Source organism: Blastococcus sp. SYSU DS1021 (assembly GCF_054050995.1).
Genome location: NZ_JBJHAL010000007.1, coordinates 70,848 through 89,561, shown reverse-complemented (window position 1 = coordinate 89,561; position 18,714 = coordinate 70,848). Strand labels below are relative to the sequence as shown.

Sequence of the window (18,714 nt, the reverse complement as noted above, 5' to 3'; positions counted from 1 at the left end):
ATAGGCGGACCGCTGCGCGGTCGAGGCGGCCGGGAGCAGGGCGTTCACCCGACGGAGGCCCACGGCCGCACCCGCCTCACGCGGCCAGCGCCTCTGCCCAGCGCTCCGCGGCGGCGCGCAGTGCGGCCGGGTCCGGACCGGCGCCGAGCACGTCGCGGGAGACCGTCGGCACGACGGCGCGCCCGGCGCCGAAGAGCCGGCGCAGGTCGGCCGCTGTGCCCCCCTGGGCGCCGAAGCCGGGCGCCAGGATCGGCCCGCCGAGCCCGTCGAGGTCCACGTCGAGCTGCTCGAGCGTGGCGCCGACGACGACGCCGAAGGACCCCAGGGCCGGGCCGAATCCGCTGTCCGCCGTCCCGCCGGAGACGTTCCAGCCGCGGACGGTGTCGACGACGACCTGGGCGACCGACCGCTCCCCCACCACGGCGTGCTGCAGGGCGGCCGCGTCGGGGTTGGACGTGCGGGCGAGGACGAACAGCCCGCCGCCGGCGGCGCTCGCCGTGGCGACCGCGGGCGCCAGCGACTCCGGCCCGAGGTAGGGGCTGACGGTCATCGCGTCGACCTGCAGCGGGTGGCGGTCGCTCAGGTAGTCGGCGTAGGCGGCCATCGTCGAGCCGATGTCGCCGCGCTTGGCGTCGAGCAGCACCAGGGCGCCGGCAGCACGGCTGGCGGTGACCGCCTCCTCCAGCACCGCGATCCCCCGGGAGCCGAAGCGCTCGTAGAAGGCCAGCTGCGGCTTCAGCACGGACACCGTGCCGGCGAGCGCCTCGACCACCGCGTCGGTGAAGCGGCGGAGCCCGTCCAGCGAGTTCCCCACCCCCCAGTCGAGCAGCAGCTGCTCGTGCGGGTCGATGCCGACGCAGAGCGGGCCGCGCTCGGCGACGGCGGCCGACAGGCGCTGCCCGAAGGGGTCGGTCACGGGGCCTCCACGGCTCGGGGCAGGGTCTCGCCCAGGGCGGCGACGCACCGCTGGGCGAGGAACGGGTCGGCGAACGCGCCGGCCGCGGACTGCACCGCGTCGGCGCCGGCGGTGAAGATCGCCTCGAAGGACGCCGGGTCGGTGACCCCGCCCATGGCGAGGACGTCGAAGGGCACCCCGCCGGCCTCCCGCAGCGCGACGAGCCGCCGGGTGAAGTCCAGCGCGGAGTCGCGGACCGCGATGCCCGAGAGCCCGGCCAGCTCGCGGCCGGGGAAGGTGGGCCTGCCGTCGCTGCGGCGCACCCGGCTCTGCAGCGTGTTGATCCCGGCGATGCCGTCGACCAGCGGGGCGAGCCGCGGCACCAGGGCCGCGAGCCGGGCCTCGTCGAGCCAGGACAGCTTCGCCACCAGCCCGGTGCGGTCGTCCAGCGCCCGGCGCACCGCCTCCACCACGGCGACGGTCGCGTCGGGGTCCAGGCACAGCGGCGGCTTCACGCCGCTCCCGGAGGCCGACAGCGTGTTCGGGCACGACAGGTTCAGCTCGACGACCGACGCCCCGGCCTCCTGCGCCAGGCGTGCGGTCCGGGCGAAGTCCTCGACCAGGTCGAGCCCGTTCCCCTCCCCCATGACGCTCACCAGCAGCAGCTGCTCGTCGCCGACCGCGTCGACGGCGCGCGCCAGGTCGGGCATCCACTCCTCCGGCGCCGGGGAGGGGACGCCGAAGGAGTTGACGCTGCTGACCGCCGGCGAGCCCGGCGCGACCCAGTCCCAGGGGTCGGCGACCACGTCGGCGTCCGCTCCCGGCGGGAGGCCGGCGGTCTCCCGGGCGGCGAACACCCAGTTCGGCTGCTCGTTGGGCGGGTGGGCGCGGCCGCGGACGGTCTTGTAGGTCAGCACGTTCCAGCCGTTGGCCGCGTTGTGCCGCACCCACGCCTCGCTGCCGTTGAGCACGCAGGCGGGCACGCCGATCGGGAAGCCCACGGTGCGCCCCAGCAGCTGCCAGCGCCGGCCGCCTGCCGTCGGCCGCTCGGGCAGCCGCGGGCCGAGCGGCCGGTCGAGGTTCTCCCGGAAGGACCCGAGGACGTCGTACGCCGGCGTGGGCAGCCCGTGGGCGGCCAGCAGCTCGGGCTGCCGGGCGAAGAAGAGCACCCGGGTCAACAGCGGCAGGTCGTCCTCGCCGGCCGCCCCGGAGGCCAGCCGGGCGGCCAGGTCGGTGGCCGCGCCGGTCAGCGCGTCGAGCTCCGGCCGCGGGGGCCGCCCGAACCGGGTGACCCCCGCGGCGAACGCCGCCGGCAGCCCCTCCAGGAGGCCGCGCGCGACGAGGTCGTCGCGCAGCCCCTGGACCGCACCCGGCGACGGCGTCGTCACGCCCCCGTCCCGGCGAAGCTGCTCGGCCCGCCGTGCGTGCCGCCGGCCAGCGCCGCGTGCACCTCCTGCAGGCTGCGCACGCCGATGCCGCCCTGCCGCAGCGCCTCGATGCCCTGGACCGCGGCCGCCATGCCCTGCACCGTCGTGATGCACGGGATGCCGGCGCTCACCGCGGCCGTGCGGATCTCGTAGCCGTCCAGGCGGGGGCCGCTGTTGCCCGGCGCACCGAACGGCGTGTTGAACACCAGGTCGACGTCGCCGGCCTGGATGAGCTCCACGATGTTGCCCGGGCCCTCGCTGAACTTGCCGACCACCTCGGCGGCCACCCCGTGGCGGCGCAGCACCTGCGCCGTGCCGGTGGTGGCCAGCAGGCGGAAGCCCAGGTCGGCCAGCCGCTTGATCGGGAAGACCGCGGAGCGCTTGTCCCGGTTGGCCAGCGACACGAACACCGTGCCCTCGGTCGGCAGCGAGCCGTAGGCGGCGGCCTGCGACTTGGCGAACGCCGTTCCGAACTGCGCGTCCAGGCCCATGACCTCGCCGGTGGACTTCATCTCCGGGGACAGCACGGTGTCCACCCCGAACCCCTCGACGGTGCGGAAACGGTGGAAGGGCAGCACCGCCTCCTTGACCGCGATCGGCGCGTCGTCGGGCAGGTCGGTGCCGTCGCCGGTGGCCGGGAGCACGCCGGCGGCGCGCAGGTCGGCGATGGACTCGCCGACGGCGATCCGCGCGGCCGCCTTGGCCAGCTGCACCGCCGTCGCCTTGGAGACGAAGGGCACCGTGCGGCTGGCCCGCGGGTTGGCCTCGATGACGTAGAGGATGTCGTCCTTGATCGCGTACTGGACGTTCATCAGCCCGCGGACGCCGATCCGCTCGGCCAGCTTCCCCGTCGCCGCGCGGATCTTCAGCAGGTCCGCGGAGCCGAGGGTGATCGGCGGCAGGGCGCAGGCCGAGTCACCGGAGTGGATGCCGGCCTCCTCGATGTGCTCCATGACCCCGCCCAGGTAGAGGTCGGTGCCGTCGTAGAGCGCGTCGACGTCGATCTCGACCGCGTCCTCCAGGAACCGGTCGACCAGCACCGGGTGGTCGGCGCTGACCTCGGTGGCCTTGGCGATGTACGCCTCGAGCGTGGCGTCGTCGTACACGATCTCCATGCCGCGCCCGCCCAGCACGTAGGAGGGTCGCACCAGCACCGGGTACCCGATGCCGGAGGCGACCTCGTGCGCCTCGGCGAACGTCGTCGCCGTGCCGTGCTTCGGGGCGAGCAGGCCGGTGTCGGCCAGCACCCGGGAGAACGCCCCGCGGTGCTCGGCGTCGTCGATCGCCTCCGGCGACGTGCCCAGCACCGGCACCCCGGCGTCCTTGAGCCGCTGCGCCAGCCCCAGCGGAGTCTGCCCGCCGAGGGTGCAGATGACCCCGGCCACCGGGCCGGCCGCGCGCTCGGCCTCGACCACCTCGAGGACGTCCTCGAACGTCAGCGGCTCGAAGTACAGCCGGTCGGCGGTGTCGTAGTCGGTGGAGACGGTCTCCGGGTTGCAGTTGACCATCACCGCCTCGTAGCCGGCGTCCTGCAGCGCCATGACCGCGTGCACGCACGAGTAGTCGAACTCGATGCCCTGCCCGATCCGGTTGGGGCCCGAGCCGAGGATCAGCACCGCCGGCTTCTCCCGCGGCTGCACCTCGGTCTCCTCGTCGTAGGACGAGTAGTGGTACGGCGTGCGGGCGGCGAACTCCGCGGCGCAGGTGTCCACGGTCTTGTAGACCGGCCGCACGCCCAGCCGCCAGCGCAGCACCCGGACGCCGTCCTCGCCGGCGAGCTCCGGCCGCAGCGCGGCGATCTGCCGGTCGGAGAGGCCGTGCCGCTTGGCCCGCCGGAGCAGCTGCGGCGTCAGGGCCGGTGCGTCGCGGACCTCGGCCGCCACCTCCTGCACCAGCACGATCTGGTCGACGAACCACGGATCGAACCCGCTGGCCTCGGCGACCTGCTCGACCGTCGCACCGGCGGCCAGCGCCCGCTCCGCGGTGTAGAGCCGGCCGTCGACCGGGGTGCGCAGGACCTCCAGCAGCTCCTCGGCCGAACGGGGATCCGGCGTCCCCGTCCAGAAGCCGGCCACCTTCGTCTCGGTGGAGCGCATCGCCTTGCCCAGCGCCTCCGGGAAGTTCCGCCCCATCGCCATGACCTCGCCGACGCTCTTCATCGTCGTGGTCAGCCGGGGGTCGGCGCCGGGGAACTTCTCGAAGGCGAACCGCGGGATCTTCACCACGACGTAGTCCAGCGTCGGCTCGAACGCCGCCGGGGTGACGCCGGTGATGTCGTTGGTGATCTCGTCGAGCGTGTAGCCGATGGCGAGCTTCGCCGCGATCTTCGCGATCGGGAAGCCGGTCGCCTTGGACGCCAGCGCGCTGGAGCGGGAGACCCGCGGGTTCATCTCGATGACGACCATCCGGCCGTCGGCCGGGTTGACGGCGAACTGGATGTTGCAGCCGCCGGTGTCGACGCCGACCTCGCGCAGCACCGCGATGCCGACGTCGCGCATCCGTTGGTACTCGACGTCGGTGAGGGTCATCGCCGGGGCGACGGTCACCGAGTCGCCGGTGTGCACGCCCATCGCGTCGATGTTCTCGATCGAGCAGATGACGACCACGTTGTCGCTGCGGTCGCGCATCAGCTCCAGCTCGTACTCCTTCCAGCCCAGCACCGACTCCTCGATCAGCACCGTGTGCACCGGGGAGTCGGCCAGCCCGTGGGCGGCCATGCGGCGCAGCATCGGCTCGTCGGTGGCGAAGCCCGAGCCGAGGCCGCCCATGGTGAAGCTCGGCCGGATGACGACCGGGTAGCCGACCTCCTCGGCGGTCTCCAGCGCCTCCTCGACGGTGCCGCAGACCCGCGACCGCGGGGCGTCGGCGCCGATCGAGCGGACGATGTCCTTGAACAGCTGCCGGTCCTCACCGCGGTTGATCGCGGCGACGTCGGCCCCGATGAGCCGGACGCCGTACTTCTCCAGCACGCCGTTCTCGTACAGGCCGATGGCGATGTTGAGCGCGGTCTGGCCGCCGAGGGTGGCCAGGAGCGCGTCGGGCCGCTCCTTGGCGATGACCTTCTCGACGAACTCCGGCGTCAGCGGCTCGATGTAGGTGGCGTCGGCGATCTCCGGGTCGGTCATGATCGTCGCCGGGTTGCTGTTCACCAGGCTGACCCGCAGCCCCTCGGCCCGGAGCACCCGGCAGGCCTGGGTGCCGGAGTAGTCGAACTCCGCGGCCTGCCCGATCAGGATCGGCCCCGAGCCGATCACCAGCACGTGCTCGATGTCGGTGCGCTTGGGCATCAGTTCTTCTCCCCCGTGCTGGACTGGACCTGCGGTGCCGGCCCGCCGGCGCGGGCCTCGCCGTCGCGGGCGGACTGCATGAGGTCGACGAAGCGCTGGAACAGGGGTGCGGCGTCGTGCGGGCCGGCCGCCGACTCCGGGTGGAACTGCACGCTGAAGGCCGGCGTCTCGAGCAGCCGCAGGCCCTCGACGACGTCGTCGTTGAGGCCCACGTGGCTGACCTCGACCTGCCCGTAGGGGGTGTCGGTGGGCCGGTCCAGCGGGGCGTCCACGGCGAACCCGTGGTTGTGGCTGGTCACCCGGACGGTCCCGCTGACCCGGTCGAGCACCGGCTGGTTGAGCCCGCGGTGCCCGAAGCGCAGCTTGTAGGTGCCCAGGCCCAGCGCGCGGCCGAGGATCTGGTTGCCGAAGCAGATCCCGAACAGCGGCCGGCGGGCGTCGAGCACCCCGCGCACCGCTTCCACGGCGTAGTCGGCGGCGGCCGGGTCGCCGGGGCCGTTGGAGAGGAACACCCCGTCCGGGCCGGCCGCGAGCAGCTCCTCGGCGGTCGCCGTCGAGGGCAGTACGTGGGTCTCGACGCCGAGCGCCGCCAGGTGCCGCGGGGTCGCCGTCTTGATTCCCAGGTCGAGCGCGGCGATGGTGAACCGCTTCTCCCCCACCGCCGGGACGACGTAGGGCTCGCCGGTGCTCACCGTCGGTGCGAGGTCGGCGCCGGTCATGCCCTCGGCCGCGGTGACGCGGGCCAGCAGCTCCTCGGCGGTCAGCTCGGTGCTGATGCCGGCGCGCATCGCGCCGCGCTCGCGCAGGTGGCGGGTGAGCGCGCGGGTGTCGATCCCGCTGATGCCCACGACCCCCTGCGCGACCAGCTCGTCGTCGAGGGTGCCGGTGGCCCGCCAGTTGGCCGGGCGGCGGGCGGGGTCGCGCACGACGAAGCCGGCCACCCACATGCGGCTGCTCTCGTCGTCCTCGCCGTTGACCCCGGTGTTGCCGATGTGCGGGGCGGTCATTGCGACGATCTGGCCCGCGTAGCTGGGGTCGGTCAGCGTCTCCTGGTAGCCGGTCATGCCGGTGGCGAACACCGCCTCGCCGACCGTCGTCCCCGTCGCTCCGTAGGCCTCGCCCCGGAACGTGCGCCCGTCCTCGAGCACGAGGAGCGCTTCTGTCACTTGACTGCCTTTCCGTCCAGAACGGTCGGCGTCCCCCGCAGGAACGTCGCGACCACCCGGCCGGGGAGTTCCCGGCCGGCATAGGGGCTGTTGCGGCTGCGGCTGGCCAGCGCCGCGGGGTCGACCACCGCGCGGGCGGCCGGGTCGACGAGCACCAGGTTGGCCGGCTCGCCGGGGGCGATCGGCCGGCCGTGCTCACCGAGGCGGCCGATGGCGGCGGGCCGGACCGACATGCGGTCGGCGACGCCGGCCCAGTCCAGGCGACCGGGCTCGACCATCGTCTCGATCACCACCGAGAGCGCCTGCTCCAGCCCGAGCATGCCGGGCCGGGCCTGCGCCCACTCGCTCTCCTTGTCCTCCACCGCGTGCGGGGCGTGGTCGGTGCCGACGGCGTCGATGGTGCCGTCGGCCAGGCCCGCCCGGAGTGCCTCGACGTCGGCGTCGGTGCGCAGCGGCGGGTTGACCTTGAAGACCGGGTCGTAGGACTCGGCGCAGGCGTCGGTGAGCAGCAGGTGGTGCGGCGTGACCTCGGCGGTCACCTGCACGCCGCGGGACTTCGCCCAGCGCAGGATCTCCACCGACCCGGCGGTCGAGACGTGGCAGACGTGCAGCCGCGCGCCGACGTGCTCGGCCAGCAGCACGTCGCGGGCGATGATCGCCTCCTCCGCGGCGGCCGGCCAGCCGGTCAGGCCGAGCCGGGCCGAGCGGTCGCCCTCGTGCATCTGCGCGCCGGCGGTCAGCCGCGGCTCCTCCGCGTGCTGGGCGACCACACCGTCGAACGCCTTCACGTACTCCAGCGCCCGCCGCATGAGCGCCGGGTCGGCGACGCAGTGCCCGTCGTCGGAGAACACCCGCACCCGGGCGGCGGAGTCGGCCATCGCGCCGAGCTCGGCCAGCCGCTCCCCCGCCAGCCCGACCGTGACGGCGCCGACCGGGACGACGTCCACGAGCCCGGCCTCCTGCCCCAGCCGCCACACCTGCTCGACGACGCCGGCGGTGTCGGCGACCGGATCGGTGTTGGCCATCGCGTGCACTGCGGTGAACCCGCCGAGCGCGGCGGCGCGGCTGCCGGTCTCCACGGTCTCGGCGTCCTCCCGGCCGGGCTCGCGCAGGTGGGTGTGCAGGTCGACCAGGCCGGGCAGCGCGATCAGACCGGCGGCCTCGACCACCTCGGCGCCGGGGACGTCGAGCGACGCGCCGACCGCGGCGATCCGGCCGTCGGTCACCAGGATGTCGGCAGGGTCGCCGCCCAGCGGCCTGGCCCCCGTGATCAGGTAGGTGCTCACGTGTTCCCTCCGAGCAGCAGGTAGAGCACGGCCATGCGGGTGGAGACCCCGTTGGCGACCTGCTCGACGATCGTGGAGCGGACGGAGTCGGCCACCTCGGCGGCGATCTCCATGCCGCGGTTCATCGGGCCGGGGTGCATGACGATCGCCTCGTCGGGCAGCGCGGCCATCCGCGGCGCGTCGAGGCCGTAGCGGCGGCTGTACTCGCGGGCGCTGGGGAAGAACGAGGCGTTCATCCGCTCGGCCTGGACCCGCAGCATCATCACCACGTCGCTCTTGGGGAGCACGGCGTCGAGGTCGTAGCCCACCTCCGCCGGCCAGCTGCCCACGCCCACCGGCAGCAGCGTCGGCGGCGCGACCAGCGTGACCTGCGCTCCCAGCGTGTGCAGCAGCCCCACGTTGGAGCGGGCCACCCGGCTGTGCAGGACGTCGCCGACGATCGTCACGCGGACGCCGTCGAGCCGCCCCAGCCGCTGCCGGATCGTGTAGGCGTCCAGCAGCGCCTGGGTGGGGTGCTCGTGGGTGCCGTCGCCGGCGTTGACCACGCTGCCGCGCACCCAGTTCGCCAGCCGGTGCGGCGCACCGGAGGCCGAGTGCCGGACGACGACGGCGTCGGCGCCCATCGCCTCCAGGGTGAGCGCGGTGTCCTTGAGGCTCTCCCCCTTGGAGACGCTGCTGCCCTTGGCCGAGAAGTTGATGACGTCGGCGGAGAGGCGCTTGGCGGCGAGCTCGAAGCTGATCCGGGTCCGGGTGGAGTCCTCGTAGAAGAGGTTGACCACCGTGCGCCCGCGCAGCGTCGGGAGCTTCTTCACCTCGCGGCCGGCCAGGGCCGCGTCGATCTGGGCCGCGGTGTCCAGCACCAGCGTCGCGTCGTCCCGGTCGAGGTCCGCGGCCTCCAGCAGGTGCCGCTTCACGCGCCCTCCCCCTCGGTCAGCAGAACCTCGTCGATGCCGTCGACCTCCTGCAGGTGCACCTTGACCTGCTGGCTGCGTGCGGTCGGCACGTTCTTGCCGACGAAGTCGGCCCGGATCGGCAGCTCGCGGTGCCCGCGGTCGACCAGCACCGCCAGCTGGACGCCGCGCGGGCGGCCCAGGTCGCGCAGCGCGTCGAGCGCCGCCCGGACCGAGCGCCCGGAGAAGAGCACGTCGTCGACGAGGACGACGAGCCGGCCGTCGATGCCGGCGTCCGGGAGCACGGTGGGCTCGAGGGCCCGGACGCCGCGCAGCCGCAGGTCGTCGCGGTACAGGGTGATGTCGGCGGTGCCGACGTCCACCGCGGTGCCGGTGAACGCCTCGATGCGCGCGGCGAGGCGGCGGGCGAGCGGGGCCCCGCGGGTCGGGATGCCGACGAGGACCAGGTCGGAGAGCCCGCCGTCGGCGTGGTCGGCGCCGTCGTCGGCCCGGAGGCTCGCCGCCCGCTCGATGAGCTGGTGGGCCATGCGGTCGACGACGCGGGCGACGTCGGCGGAGGAGAGCAGGGTGCCGGGGGCGCTGCCGGGAGACGGGCTGCGGGCAGGCTCGGGTGAGCGGGCCATGAGGCCTCCTTCCCCGCCTCACTGGACGGGTCGTTAAAGGAGTGGTCGGACCGCGGTCGACGGTACTGCACGTCCGCTCGCGTCCCGCCGGCGCCCGGCCCGGTGCCCGGCCCTGCGCCCGGGGTGGTCGCCCGGCGCGGCGCCCGGGGCAGCGCCTGCCCCGGCACCAACCTGCGCTTTCGCGTCCACCCGCCTGTTGTGATCCCCGCTTCGCACGTACGCTGCGTGACGAACAACCTCGATCCGAGACGACGGACAGTGAGCAGACAGCGATGAGCACCGACTACTCACGGGCCCTCGGCGCCCGGCTTCGCGCGATCCGCAACCAGCAGGGCCTCTCCCTGCAGGGTGTGGAGGACAAGTCGCACGGCCGCTGGAAGGCGGTCGTGGTCGGCTCCTACGAGCGCGGGGACCGCGCCGTGACCGTGCAGCGCCTCTCCGAGCTCGCCGTCTTCTACGGCGTCCCGGTCTCCGAGCTGCTGCCCGACCCGCGGCCCAGCTCCGCGGTCACCTCGACGAACAAGATCGTCCTGAACCTGGAGTCGCTGGGCTCCCTGCCCGCGGACGAGGCCGGCCCGCTGGCCCGCTACGCCTCGACCATCCAGGCCCAGCGGCACGACTACAACGGCAAGGTCCTCTCGATCCGCGCCGAGGACCTGAAGTCGCTGGCCATCATCTACGACATGAGCCCCGACGAGCTCACCTCCCGGCTCATCGAGTGGGGGGTGCTCTCCCCCGGCATGGAGGGCATCGTCAGCTCCGGTGGCGACGACGACCTCGAGGAGGACGTCGACGAGTCCGCCTGGGGCGACCGCCGGCGCGCACCCCGCTGACGACCGGCTCCACCCAGCGAGTCACGAGGGCCCCCGCCGATCGGCGGGGGCCCTCGTCGTTTACGGCCCGGCCCGGTCTCGACACGCAGGTCGGGACACTGTTCCCGCAGCACCACGTGTGCCACTGTGCTGCCAGCCGGGTGCCCGGCCCGGACGAGCAGGGAGGCCGCATGCCGGCGGTGCAGATGGCGGGGGTCACCAAGACCTACCGCGGGAAGGGCGGGCAGCCGCACAAGGCGCTCGACGGGCTGGACATGACCGTCGACACCGGCGGCGTCCACGGCCTGCTCGGCCCGAACGGCTCGGGCAAGACGACGTCGATCCGGGCGCTGCTCGGGCTGGTGCGCGTCGACGCCGGTGACATGCAACTGCTCGACCGCCCGGTGCCCGTCGGCCTGTCCGGCGTGATCGGCGACGTCGGCGCCCTGGTCGAGACACCGCTGTTCTTCCCCGGCTTCTCCGGCCGGCGCAACCTGCGCCTGCTGGCCGAGACCGCCGGCGTCGCGCGGGCCCGCGTCGAGGAGTGCCTGGAGCTGGTCGACCTGCGCGACCGGGCCGACGACCGGTTCAAGGGCTACTCACTCGGCATGAAGCAGCGCCTCGGCATCGCCGCCGCGCTGCTCAAGGCGCCCCGGCTGCTGATCCTCGACGAGCCGAGCAACGGGCTGGACCCCGCCGGCATCCGCGACGTCCGCGAGCTGATCCGACGCCTGGGGTCCGACGGCCGGACGACGGTGCTCGTCTCCTCCCACCTGCTCGCCGAGATCCAGCAGGTGTGCGACTCCGTGACGATCCTGGCCCGCGGCCGGCGGGTGGCCTCCGGACCGGTCGCCTCGGTGCTCTCCCAGGCCGGCACGGGCGACGTCCGCGTGGCGGTCCCCGACCCGGCGGCCGCGGCCGCGGTGCTCGGCGCCGCCGGGTTCAGCCTCTCTCCCGCGCCCGACGGCCAGGTGCTGGTGCACGGCGCGCCCGCCACCGGCGAGATCACCCGCGTGCTCGCCGAGCACGGCCACTACGTCGAGGAGCTGGTCCGCGTGACCCCCGACCTGGAGAGCGCGTTCCTCGCCATCACCGGGGGCCAGGCATGAGCGCGGTGACCGAGCAGCCGACTGCCTCGCCCGAGCCGACGTCGGCCCGGCGGGGCGGCAGCCTGTTCCGGGCTGAGCTGCACCGGTTCACCGCCCGCCGGTTCATCCAGGTCCTGCTGGGGCTGGCCGTCCTCGGCTGGCTGGCTGCGATCGTCATCGGGTTGCTCCAGTTCGGCGAGCCGACCGACGCCGACTACGCCGCCGCCCGCGAGCGCATGGACGAGATCATCGCCAGCGAGGAGGCCTGGCGCGCGGACTGCGCGATCGAGGCCGAGAACGTCGGCGAGCCGGTCGACCAGTTCTGCGGCCCACCGCTGGATGCCTCCGCCTGGCGCGTCGAGGACTTCCTCGACAAGGCCCCCTTCGACCTCGGCGCGCTCGGGGAGCCCGGCGCGATCGGCTTCGCGGCCGCCGCCGCGGTGCTCGCCTTCCTCGTGGGCGCCACCTGGATCGGCGCGGAGTGGTCCACCCGGACCATCGTGGCGCTGCTGTTCTGGGTGCCGAACCGGCTGCGGGTCATCGGCACGAAGATCGGCGTCCTGGTCCTGGCCGCGCTGGTCATCGGCGTGGCGGCCCAGGTTGCCTGGCTGGTCATGGCCTGGGTCCTGCGGACCTTCGTGGGCACCGACCAGGCTCTGCCGGAAGGGTTCTGGGGAGAGCTGCTGGCCGCGCAGGGGCGCGGGGTCGTGCTCGGCGTCCTCGTCGCGCTGATCGGCTTCGGGCTGGCCAACCTGGTGCGCAACACCGGGGCGGCGCTCGGCATCGGGTTCGTCTACTTCGCGATCGTCGAGACCGCGCTGCGGATCTACGACCCCATGCTCGAGCGCTGGCTGCTGTCGACCAACGCGGTCGCCCTCGTCGTCCCCGGCGGCGTCCCGGTCGTCGACTACAGCGTCATGAGCACCGGGCCCGAGGGACCGCCGACCTACCTGGTCACGAACCTGCAGGGCGGCCTGGTCGTCGGCGCGTTCGCCACGGTGATCCTCGGCGCCGGCATCTGGCTCTTCGCCCGCCGCGACCTGCAATGACATCGTCGTCCTCCGGACGACACCGCGGCCAATGGCCGTTCCCGACCGGCGACGAGCGTGTCCGCACGCTCCTCGCCGGACCCTCCGGGCCCACCTCGTCGGTGCCGTGCGCCCTCGCTAGGCCGTGGGGACCTCGGCGGCGAGGATGGCGCCGAGGACGCCGTTCACGTACTTCGGCGACTCGTCGGTGGAGAGCGCCTTGGCCAGCTCCACCGCCTCGTCGATGACGACGGCGTCGGGCACGTCGTCGACCCAGAGCAGCTCGAAGGTGGCCATCCGCAGGATCGCGCGGTCGACGTCGGGCAGCCGCTCCAGCGACCAGCCGGAGGTGTGCGCCTCGATCAGCGCGTCGATGCGCGCGCCCTGCTCCTCGACGCCCTCGACCAGCCGGATGGTGTGCTCCGGGACCGGCGGGTTGCCGTCAGCGACCCGCTCCCGGAGCAGCTCCAACCGGTCCCGCCCCCGGACGTCGGCCTCGTACAGGACGTCCACGGCGCGCTTGCGGGCCTTGGACCGTGCAGCCACGCGTCTGGCCCGCGCTCAGTTGACGCGGCCGAGGTACCGGCCGTCGCGGGTGTCGACCTTCAGCCTCTCGCCGGTCGTGATGAACAACGGCACCTGGATCTGCGCGCCGGTCTCCAACGTGGCGGGCTTGGTGCCGCCGGTGGAGCGGTCGCCCTGCAGCCCCGGGTCGGTGTGCTCGACGACGAGCTCCATGGTGACGGGGAGCTCGACGTACAGCGGGGTGCCGTCGTGCACCGCCACGATGACCTCGGTGTTCTCGAGCAGGTAGTCCGCGCCCCCGCCGACCGTCTCCGCCGGCACGTAGATCTGGTCGAACGTGTCGCCGTCCATGAAGACGAAGTCGGTGCCGTCCTTGTACAGGTACGTCATCGACCGCTTGTCCACGTTGGCCGTCTCGACCTTGGTGCCGGCGTTGAAGGTCTTGTCCACGACCTTGCCCGACAGCACGTTCTTCAGCGTCGTGCGCACGAAGGCCCCGCCCTTGCCGGGCTTGACGTGCTGGAAGTCGGTGACGGTCCAGAGCTGGCCGTCCAGGTTGAGGACGATGCCGTTCTTCAGGTCGTTGGTGGTAGCCATCTAGAGGACCAGCAGTTCCTTGCTCGTGAGGGTCAACAACTCGGGCGCGTCGTCGGTGACGATCAGGGTGTCCTCGATCCGGACACCGCCGTGGCCGGGCAGGTACACGCCTGGCTCCACGGTGACGGCCATACCGGCGGCAAGCCTACCCGCGCCCTGGGGGCCGATGCCGGGCGCCTCGTGGATCTCCAGCCCCACCCCGTGGCCGAGGCCGTGGGTGAAGTGCTCCCCGTGGCCCGCGGCGACGATCACGTCGCGGGCGGCGGCGTCCACCGCGACGACGTCGGCGCCCACCGCCAGCGCGGCCCGGCCGGCGGCCTGGGCGGCGGCGACGAGCTCGTAGATCTCCCGCTGCCAGTCGGCCGCGTGGCCCAGCACCAGGGTGCGGGTCATGTCGGAGTGGTAGCCGTCCACGGTGGCGCCGAAGTCGAGCTTGAGGAAGTCGCCCTCACGCAGGACGGTCGAGTCCGGGCGGTGGTGCGGGATCGCCGAGTTGGCGCCGGTGGCGACGATCGTCTCGAACGACGGCGCCTCGGCGCCGAGCGCCAGCATGCGCGCGTCGAGCTCGCGGCCGACCTCCAGCTCGGTGCGCCCCGGCCGCAGCGACCCCTCGGCGGCGAGCTCGGCCAGCGCCTGGTCGGCGACGGCGCACGCGCGGCGCAGGTACTCGACCTCGGTGTCGTCCTTGATCGCCCGCTGCCCCTCGACCGCCCGCCGCACGGAGGCCAGCTCCGGGACCGTGCCACCCGCGGCGGCGTCCGCCAGCACCCGCTCCAGGCCGTGCAGCCCGTCGACGGTGAGGTCGTGGGACTCGTAACCGATCCGCCCCGCGCCGCGCCGCACCGCCTCCCGGGCCAGGGCCGGCACCGTGGCCCGGTCGACGAGCAGCTCGACGTCGGGCACCTGCGCGCCGGCCTGGGTGGTGTAGCGCCCGTCCGTGCCGAACACGTCCCCGCCGTCCACCCGCAGCAGCAGGGCGCCGTTGGAGCCGGTGAAGCCGGTCAGGTACCGGACGTTGAGCAGGTTGGTGACCAGCACCGCGTCCAGGCCGCGCCCGGCCGCGGCGGTCCGCAGCGCGTCACGCCGGGCGGCCTCCCGCGCGGTGTCCCGGCTCACGACACGCCTCGCAGGGTCATCCACTGCAGCGCCAGCACGTAGCCGTGCACGCCGAGCCCGGCGATCACCCCGTCGGCGACCCGGGAGACGTAGGAGTGCTGGCGGAACTCCTCGCGGCGGTGGATGTTGCTGATGTGCACCTCGATCACCGGTGCGCCCACCGCGGCCAGCGCGTCGTGCAGCACCACCGAGGTGTGCGTCCAGCCGCCGGGGTTCACCACGATGGGGTCACCGGCGTCGGTCGCCTCGTGGATCCAGCGCAGCAGCTGGCCCTCGTCGTCGGTCTGGCGCACCAGCACGTCGACGCCAAGCTCCCGCGCCGCGGTCTCCACCAGCTCGACCAGCTGCGCGTAGGTCGTCGTGCCGTACACCTCGGGCTCGCGCGTGCCGAGCCGGCCGAGGTTGGCGCCGTTGAGCACCTGGATGGTCATGGCGTCTCCGATACTGCGGCCCACGCCGCATCGAGCCAGGCCTGCTGCGGGTCGGTCAGGATCCTGGGATGGCCGAGCCCGTCGAGGACGACGAACCGCAGCGACGCGCCTCGCGCCTTCTTGTCCACCCGCATCACCTGCTGCAGGCGCGCCCAGTCCCCGGCGTAACTGGTCGGCAGCCCCATCGCCGCGATCAGCGTGCGGTGTCGCGCGACCTCCGCCGGGGTCAGGAGGCCCGCCTGCCCGGCCAGCTCGGCGGCGAAGACGAGGCCGACGGCGACGGCCTCGCCGTGCCGCCAGCCGAAGTCCTCGACCCGCTCGATCGCGTGGCCGAGGGTGTGGCCGTAGTTGAGGAACTCGCGCACCCCGGTGTCGAGCAGGTCCTCCCCCACCGCCGCGGCCTTCACCCGCACCGCACGCTCGATGAGTTCCTCGGTGTCCCGGCGGCCGGTCGGATCGGCGTCCAGCAGCTCGAGGATGCGGCCGTCGGCGATGAACCCGCACTTGACCACCTCGGCCAGCCCGGCGCGGAACTCCGCCTCGGGCAACCCGGCCAGGAGGTCGGTGTCGGCCAGCACGGCGGCCGGCGGGTGGAAGGCGCCGACGAGGTTCTTCCCGGCGGCGGTGTTGATGCCCGTCTTGCCGCCCACGGCCGCGTCGACCATGCCGAGCAGGCTGGTGGGCACCTGCACGACGCGGATGCCGCGGGTCCACGTGGCGGCCAGGAAACCGGCCAGGTCGGTGACCGCGCCCCCACCCACCCCGACGACGGCGTCGGAGCGGGTCAGCCCGAGCCGGCCGAACTCCTCCCACACCTCGGCGGCGACCTGCGCGGTCTTCGCGGCCTCGCCGTCGGGGACGACGACCGCCTCGGCGGCCACACCGGCGGTCTGCAGCGTCTCGACCGCGGCGCCGGCCGCGGCGGCCAGCGGTGGCGCGTGGACGACGGCGACCTTCGCCGTGCCGGCCAGCACGAGCGCCAGCTCGGTCTGGGCGCCGGCACCGATGACGACCTCGTAGGGCTGCTCCCCCGCGACCGCGACGCGACGGCTCACCGGGCCTCCTCCGGGGTCAGGACGGCGAGCACCTCGGCGACGACCTCCTCCGGCGACCGCCCCGCGGTGGCGACCCGGTGCGTGGCCACCTCCGTGTAGAGCGGCGCACGCTGTTCGAGCATGGTGCGCAGCATGGCGCGCGGGTTGACCGCGAGCAGCGGCCGGTCCCGGGAGAGCCCCACGCGCCGCGCGGCGGAGGCGACGTCGACGTCGAGCCAGACCACGGCCCCGCCGGCGCTGCCGTGGGTGACCAGCAGCTCGCGGGTGGCGGCGCTGGTCACCGCCCCGCCGCCGAGCGCCAGCACCCCGGTGTGGTCGGCGAGCGCCCGCGCGACCGCCTGCTCCTCCAGCGCGCGGAAGTGCGGTTCACCGTGCTGGACGAACAGGTCGGCGACGGTCGACCCGGTCGCCTCCTCGACGTCGCGGTCGGTGTCCCGGAACGCCAGCCCCCGCGCATCGGCGACGGCCGTGCCGACCGTCGTCTTCCCCGACGCGGGCGGGCCGACGAGGACCAGGGCCGGCCCGCTCACCGGTACGGAAGGGAGTCGAGGTAGGCCCGCGCGTTGCGCCGGGTCTCGGCCACCGAGTCCCCGCCGAACTTCTCCAGCGCCGCGTCGGCCAGCACCAGCGCCACCATCGCCTCCATCACCACGCTGCCGCGGGGCACCGCGCAGGCGTCGCTGCGCTGGTTGATCGCGACCGCGGCCTCCCCGGTGGCGACGTCGACGGTCTGCAGCGCGCGCGGCACGGTGCTGATCGGCTTCATCGCGGCGCGCACGCGCAGCACCTCGCCGTTGGTCATCCCGCCCTCGATGCCACCGGCCCGGTCGGTGAGCCGCTGCACCCGCTGCACGCCGGCGCCGGCGTCCGCGTCGGCGAGCACGATCTCGTCGTGGGCGACCGAGCCGCGGCGGCGGGCGGTCTCCAGCCCGTCGCCGACCTCGACGGCCTTGACCGACTGCACGCCCATCAGCGCCGCGGCCAGCCGGGCGTCCAGGCGGCGGTCCCAGTGCACGTGGCTGCCCAGGCCCGGCGGGAGCCCGTGGACGACGACCTCGATGACCCCGCCGAGGGTGTCACCGTTCTTCCGGGCGTCGTCGATCTCGGCGGTCATGCGTGCGCTGGTGCCCGGGTCGGCGCAGCGCACCGGGTCCTCGTCGAGACGCGGGTTGTCGTCGGGCCCGGGCACGATGCCGTCGGGCGCGACGACCGGGCCGATGCCGACGACGTGGCTGACCACCGAGACGCCGAGCGCCTGGCGCAGGAACGCCTGGGCGATCGCGCCGAGCGCCACCCGGGCGGCCGTCTCGCGGGCGCTGGCGCGCTCCAGCACCGGGCGGGCGTCGTCGAAGCCGTACTTCTGCATGCCGGCGAGGTCGGCGTGACCGGGGCGGGGCCGGGTGAGCGGCGCGTTGCGCGCCTGGCCGGCGAGGATCTCGGGGTCGACCGGGTCGGCGGACATGACCGTCTGCCACTTGGGCCACTCGGTGTTGCCCACCTGCACCGCGATCGGGCCGCCCTGGGTGCGGCCGTGGCGCACCCCGCCGGTGAGGGTGACGACGTCCTGCTCGAAGGACATGCGGGCGCCCCGCCCGTGCCCGAGCCGGCGGCGGGCGAGCTGCAGGTCGAGGTCGGCGGTCGCCACCTCGACCCCGGCCGGGAGCCCCTCGAGGATGGCGGTGAGCTGCTGGCCGTGCGACTCACCGGCGGTCAGCCAGCGCAACATGCCGGCAATTCTAGAAGGACCACCCTTCCCCCCTTCCCTCGCGGGCTCGGGCGGGCCCCGGAAGGGTGGCCGTCAGGGGGCTGGGACGCCGCCGACCGCCAGCGCCAGGACGGCACCGACCAGCAGCGGCGGGCCGAACGGCACGGTGCTGCGCCACCCCGCCCGCCCGGTGGCCACCAGGACCACCGACACCGCGGCGCCGGTGACCAGGCCGAGGAACAGCCCGGCGAGCAGCACCCCCCAGCCGGACCACCCGAGCACCAGCCCCAGCAGGCCGAGCAGCTTGACGTCACCGAGACCGAGGGCGGCCGGGGCGGCCAGCCGTGCCGCACCGGAGACGGCCAGCGCGGCGGCCCCCGCCGCGACGCCCCGGACCAGCGCCCCCCACGTGCCGAGGACGGCGGCGTCGACGAGCAGGGCCACGCCGCAGACGACGGCCGCCGGGAGGAGGACGCGGTCGGGCAGCCGGTGGGCGGCGAGGTCGACGCCGGCCAGCACCACCGCCGCGCCCGCGGCCCACACCAGCGCGGCGGTGGCCGGGCGGCCGCCCCCGAGCAGGACGGCGGCGGTGAGCAGGCCCGCGGTCAGCGCAGCGGTCAGCGCCGTGCGGGAGCCGGACGGCGCCGCCGCGTCGTCGCGGGTGGCCAGCCGGACGGTGCTGCGCGCCAGCGCCGGCCCGACGAGGAGCCCGGCCAGCACGGCGACCCCGGCGAGGACGGGGCGGGAGACGTCCACGGCGGG

General features: G+C 74.4%; 18 protein-coding genes. 3 read left to right on the top strand and 15 right to left on the bottom strand.

Annotated features, from left to right (window positions below; translation table 11 throughout):
- Positions 1–76: 76 nt before the first annotated feature.
- The 7 genes from pyrF to pyrR are packed head-to-tail and all read right to left on the bottom strand — an operon-like array spanning position 77 to position 9,595.
- Positions 77–916, bottom strand: a complete 840-nt coding sequence (gene pyrF, locus ACI8AP_RS07250; protein ID WP_456588669.1) for an orotidine-5'-phosphate decarboxylase — start codon at positions 914–916, stop codon at positions 77–79.
- Positions 913–2,283 carry a dihydroorotate oxidase gene (locus ACI8AP_RS07245; protein WP_456588668.1) on the bottom strand — a complete coding sequence of 457 codons (1,371 nt, stop codon included), beginning with the start codon at positions 2,281–2,283 and terminating at the stop codon, positions 913–915. The genes pyrF and ACI8AP_RS07245 overlap by 4 nt, the downstream gene beginning before the upstream one ends.
- The gene (carB, locus tag ACI8AP_RS07240; RefSeq protein ID WP_456588667.1) at positions 2,280–5,609 is read right to left on the bottom strand and encodes a carbamoyl-phosphate synthase large subunit; all 3,330 of its coding nucleotides are present in this window, start codon (positions 5,607–5,609) and stop codon (positions 2,280–2,282) included. Before carB ends, ACI8AP_RS07245 begins: the two co-directional genes overlap by 4 nt.
- Positions 5,609–6,775 (bottom strand): glutamine-hydrolyzing carbamoyl-phosphate synthase small subunit, encoded by a 1,167-nt coding sequence (gene carA, locus ACI8AP_RS07235; protein ID WP_456588666.1) that lies wholly within the window; start codon positions 6,773–6,775, stop codon positions 5,609–5,611. The genes carB and carA overlap by 1 nt, the downstream gene beginning before the upstream one ends.
- Entirely contained in the window at positions 6,772–8,061 is a 1,290-nt protein-coding gene (locus tag ACI8AP_RS07230; protein ID WP_456588665.1) for a dihydroorotase, read from the bottom strand. The genes carA and ACI8AP_RS07230 overlap by 4 nt, the downstream gene beginning before the upstream one ends.
- Complete coding sequence (locus ACI8AP_RS07225) at positions 8,058–8,975, bottom strand: aspartate carbamoyltransferase catalytic subunit (protein ID WP_456588664.1); 918 nt, start codon at positions 8,973–8,975, stop codon at positions 8,058–8,060. Before ACI8AP_RS07225 ends, ACI8AP_RS07230 begins: the two co-directional genes overlap by 4 nt.
- The gene (gene pyrR, locus ACI8AP_RS07220) at positions 8,972–9,595 is read right to left on the bottom strand and encodes a bifunctional pyr operon transcriptional regulator/uracil phosphoribosyltransferase PyrR (RefSeq protein ID WP_456588663.1); all 624 of its coding nucleotides are present in this window, start codon (positions 9,593–9,595) and stop codon (positions 8,972–8,974) included. Before pyrR ends, ACI8AP_RS07225 begins: the two co-directional genes overlap by 4 nt.
- Positions 9,596–9,867: 272 nt before the next feature.
- Between pyrR and bldD the strand changes: the two genes are divergently transcribed.
- The 3 genes from bldD to ACI8AP_RS07205 all read left to right on the top strand — a co-directional run bounded on the left by bldD (position 9,868) and on the right by ACI8AP_RS07205 (position 12,544).
- A complete protein-coding gene (gene bldD, locus ACI8AP_RS07215; RefSeq protein ID WP_456588662.1) occupies positions 9,868–10,428 on the top strand; it encodes a transcriptional regulator BldD in 561 nt (186 codons plus the stop codon).
- A gap of 170 nt (positions 10,429–10,598) precedes the next feature.
- Positions 10,599–11,516 (top strand): ABC transporter ATP-binding protein, encoded by a 918-nt coding sequence (locus tag ACI8AP_RS07210; protein WP_456588661.1) that lies wholly within the window; start codon positions 10,599–10,601, stop codon positions 11,514–11,516.
- Positions 11,513–12,544, top strand: coding sequence for a hypothetical protein (locus ACI8AP_RS07205; RefSeq protein WP_456588660.1), 1,032 nt, complete (start codon positions 11,513–11,515; stop codon positions 12,542–12,544). Before ACI8AP_RS07210 ends, ACI8AP_RS07205 begins: the two co-directional genes overlap by 4 nt.
- Positions 12,545–12,661: 117 nt before the next feature.
- On the opposite strand, the gene nusB is transcribed toward ACI8AP_RS07205, so the two are convergent.
- The 8 genes from nusB to ACI8AP_RS07165 form a co-directional block, all read right to left on the bottom strand.
- Positions 12,662–13,069, bottom strand: a complete 408-nt coding sequence (gene nusB / locus ACI8AP_RS07200) for a transcription antitermination factor NusB (protein ID WP_456588659.1) — start codon at positions 13,067–13,069, stop codon at positions 12,662–12,664.
- A 15-nt stretch (positions 13,070–13,084) separates the two neighbouring features.
- Entirely contained in the window at positions 13,085–13,645 is a 561-nt protein-coding gene (efp, locus tag ACI8AP_RS07195; RefSeq protein WP_456588658.1) for an elongation factor P, read from the bottom strand.
- Positions 13,646–14,761 carry a M24 family metallopeptidase gene (locus ACI8AP_RS07190; protein WP_456588657.1) on the bottom strand — a complete coding sequence of 372 codons (1,116 nt, stop codon included), beginning with the start codon at positions 14,759–14,761 and terminating at the stop codon, positions 13,646–13,648.
- A complete protein-coding gene (gene aroQ, locus ACI8AP_RS07185) occupies positions 14,758–15,192 on the bottom strand; it encodes a type II 3-dehydroquinate dehydratase (RefSeq protein ID WP_456588656.1) in 435 nt (144 codons plus the stop codon). The genes ACI8AP_RS07190 and aroQ overlap by 4 nt, the downstream gene beginning before the upstream one ends.
- A complete protein-coding gene (gene aroB / locus ACI8AP_RS07180; protein ID WP_456588655.1) occupies positions 15,189–16,247 on the bottom strand; it encodes a 3-dehydroquinate synthase in 1,059 nt (352 codons plus the stop codon). Before aroB ends, aroQ begins: the two co-directional genes overlap by 4 nt.
- A complete protein-coding gene (locus ACI8AP_RS07175; RefSeq protein WP_456588654.1) occupies positions 16,244–16,777 on the bottom strand; it encodes a shikimate kinase in 534 nt (177 codons plus the stop codon). Before ACI8AP_RS07175 ends, aroB begins: the two co-directional genes overlap by 4 nt.
- Complete coding sequence (gene aroC / locus ACI8AP_RS07170) at positions 16,774–17,973, bottom strand: chorismate synthase (protein ID WP_456588653.1); 1,200 nt, start codon at positions 17,971–17,973, stop codon at positions 16,774–16,776. The genes ACI8AP_RS07175 and aroC overlap by 4 nt, the downstream gene beginning before the upstream one ends.
- A gap of 72 nt (positions 17,974–18,045) precedes the next feature.
- Entirely contained in the window at positions 18,046–18,708 is a 663-nt protein-coding gene (locus tag ACI8AP_RS07165) for a prepilin peptidase (protein WP_456588652.1), read from the bottom strand.
- Positions 18,709–18,714 lie beyond the last annotated feature (6 nt).

What these genes read in the sequence shown, in the direction of transcription:
- carB (WP_456588667.1), bottom strand. Translation starts at nt 5,609, where the DNA reads ATGCCCAAGCGCACCGACATCGAGCACGTGCTGGTGATCGGCTCGGGG.
- pyrR (WP_456588663.1), bottom strand. Translation starts at nt 9,595, where the DNA reads ATGGCCCGCTCACCCGAGCCTGCCCGCAGCCCGTCTCCCGGCAGCGCC.
- bldD (WP_456588662.1), top strand. Translation starts at nt 9,868, where the DNA reads ATGAGCACCGACTACTCACGGGCCCTCGGCGCCCGGCTTCGCGCGATC.
- ACI8AP_RS07210 (WP_456588661.1), top strand. Translation starts at nt 10,599, where the DNA reads ATGCCGGCGGTGCAGATGGCGGGGGTCACCAAGACCTACCGCGGGAAG.
- ACI8AP_RS07205 (WP_456588660.1), top strand. Translation starts at nt 11,513, where the DNA reads ATGAGCGCGGTGACCGAGCAGCCGACTGCCTCGCCCGAGCCGACGTCG.
- efp (WP_456588658.1), bottom strand. Translation starts at nt 13,645, where the DNA reads ATGGCTACCACCAACGACCTGAAGAACGGCATCGTCCTCAACCTGGAC.
- aroQ (WP_456588656.1), bottom strand. Translation starts at nt 15,192, where the DNA reads ATGACCATCCAGGTGCTCAACGGCGCCAACCTCGGCCGGCTCGGCACG.
- aroC (WP_456588653.1), bottom strand. Translation starts at nt 17,973, where the DNA reads ATGTTGCGCTGGCTGACCGCCGGTGAGTCGCACGGCCAGCAGCTCACC.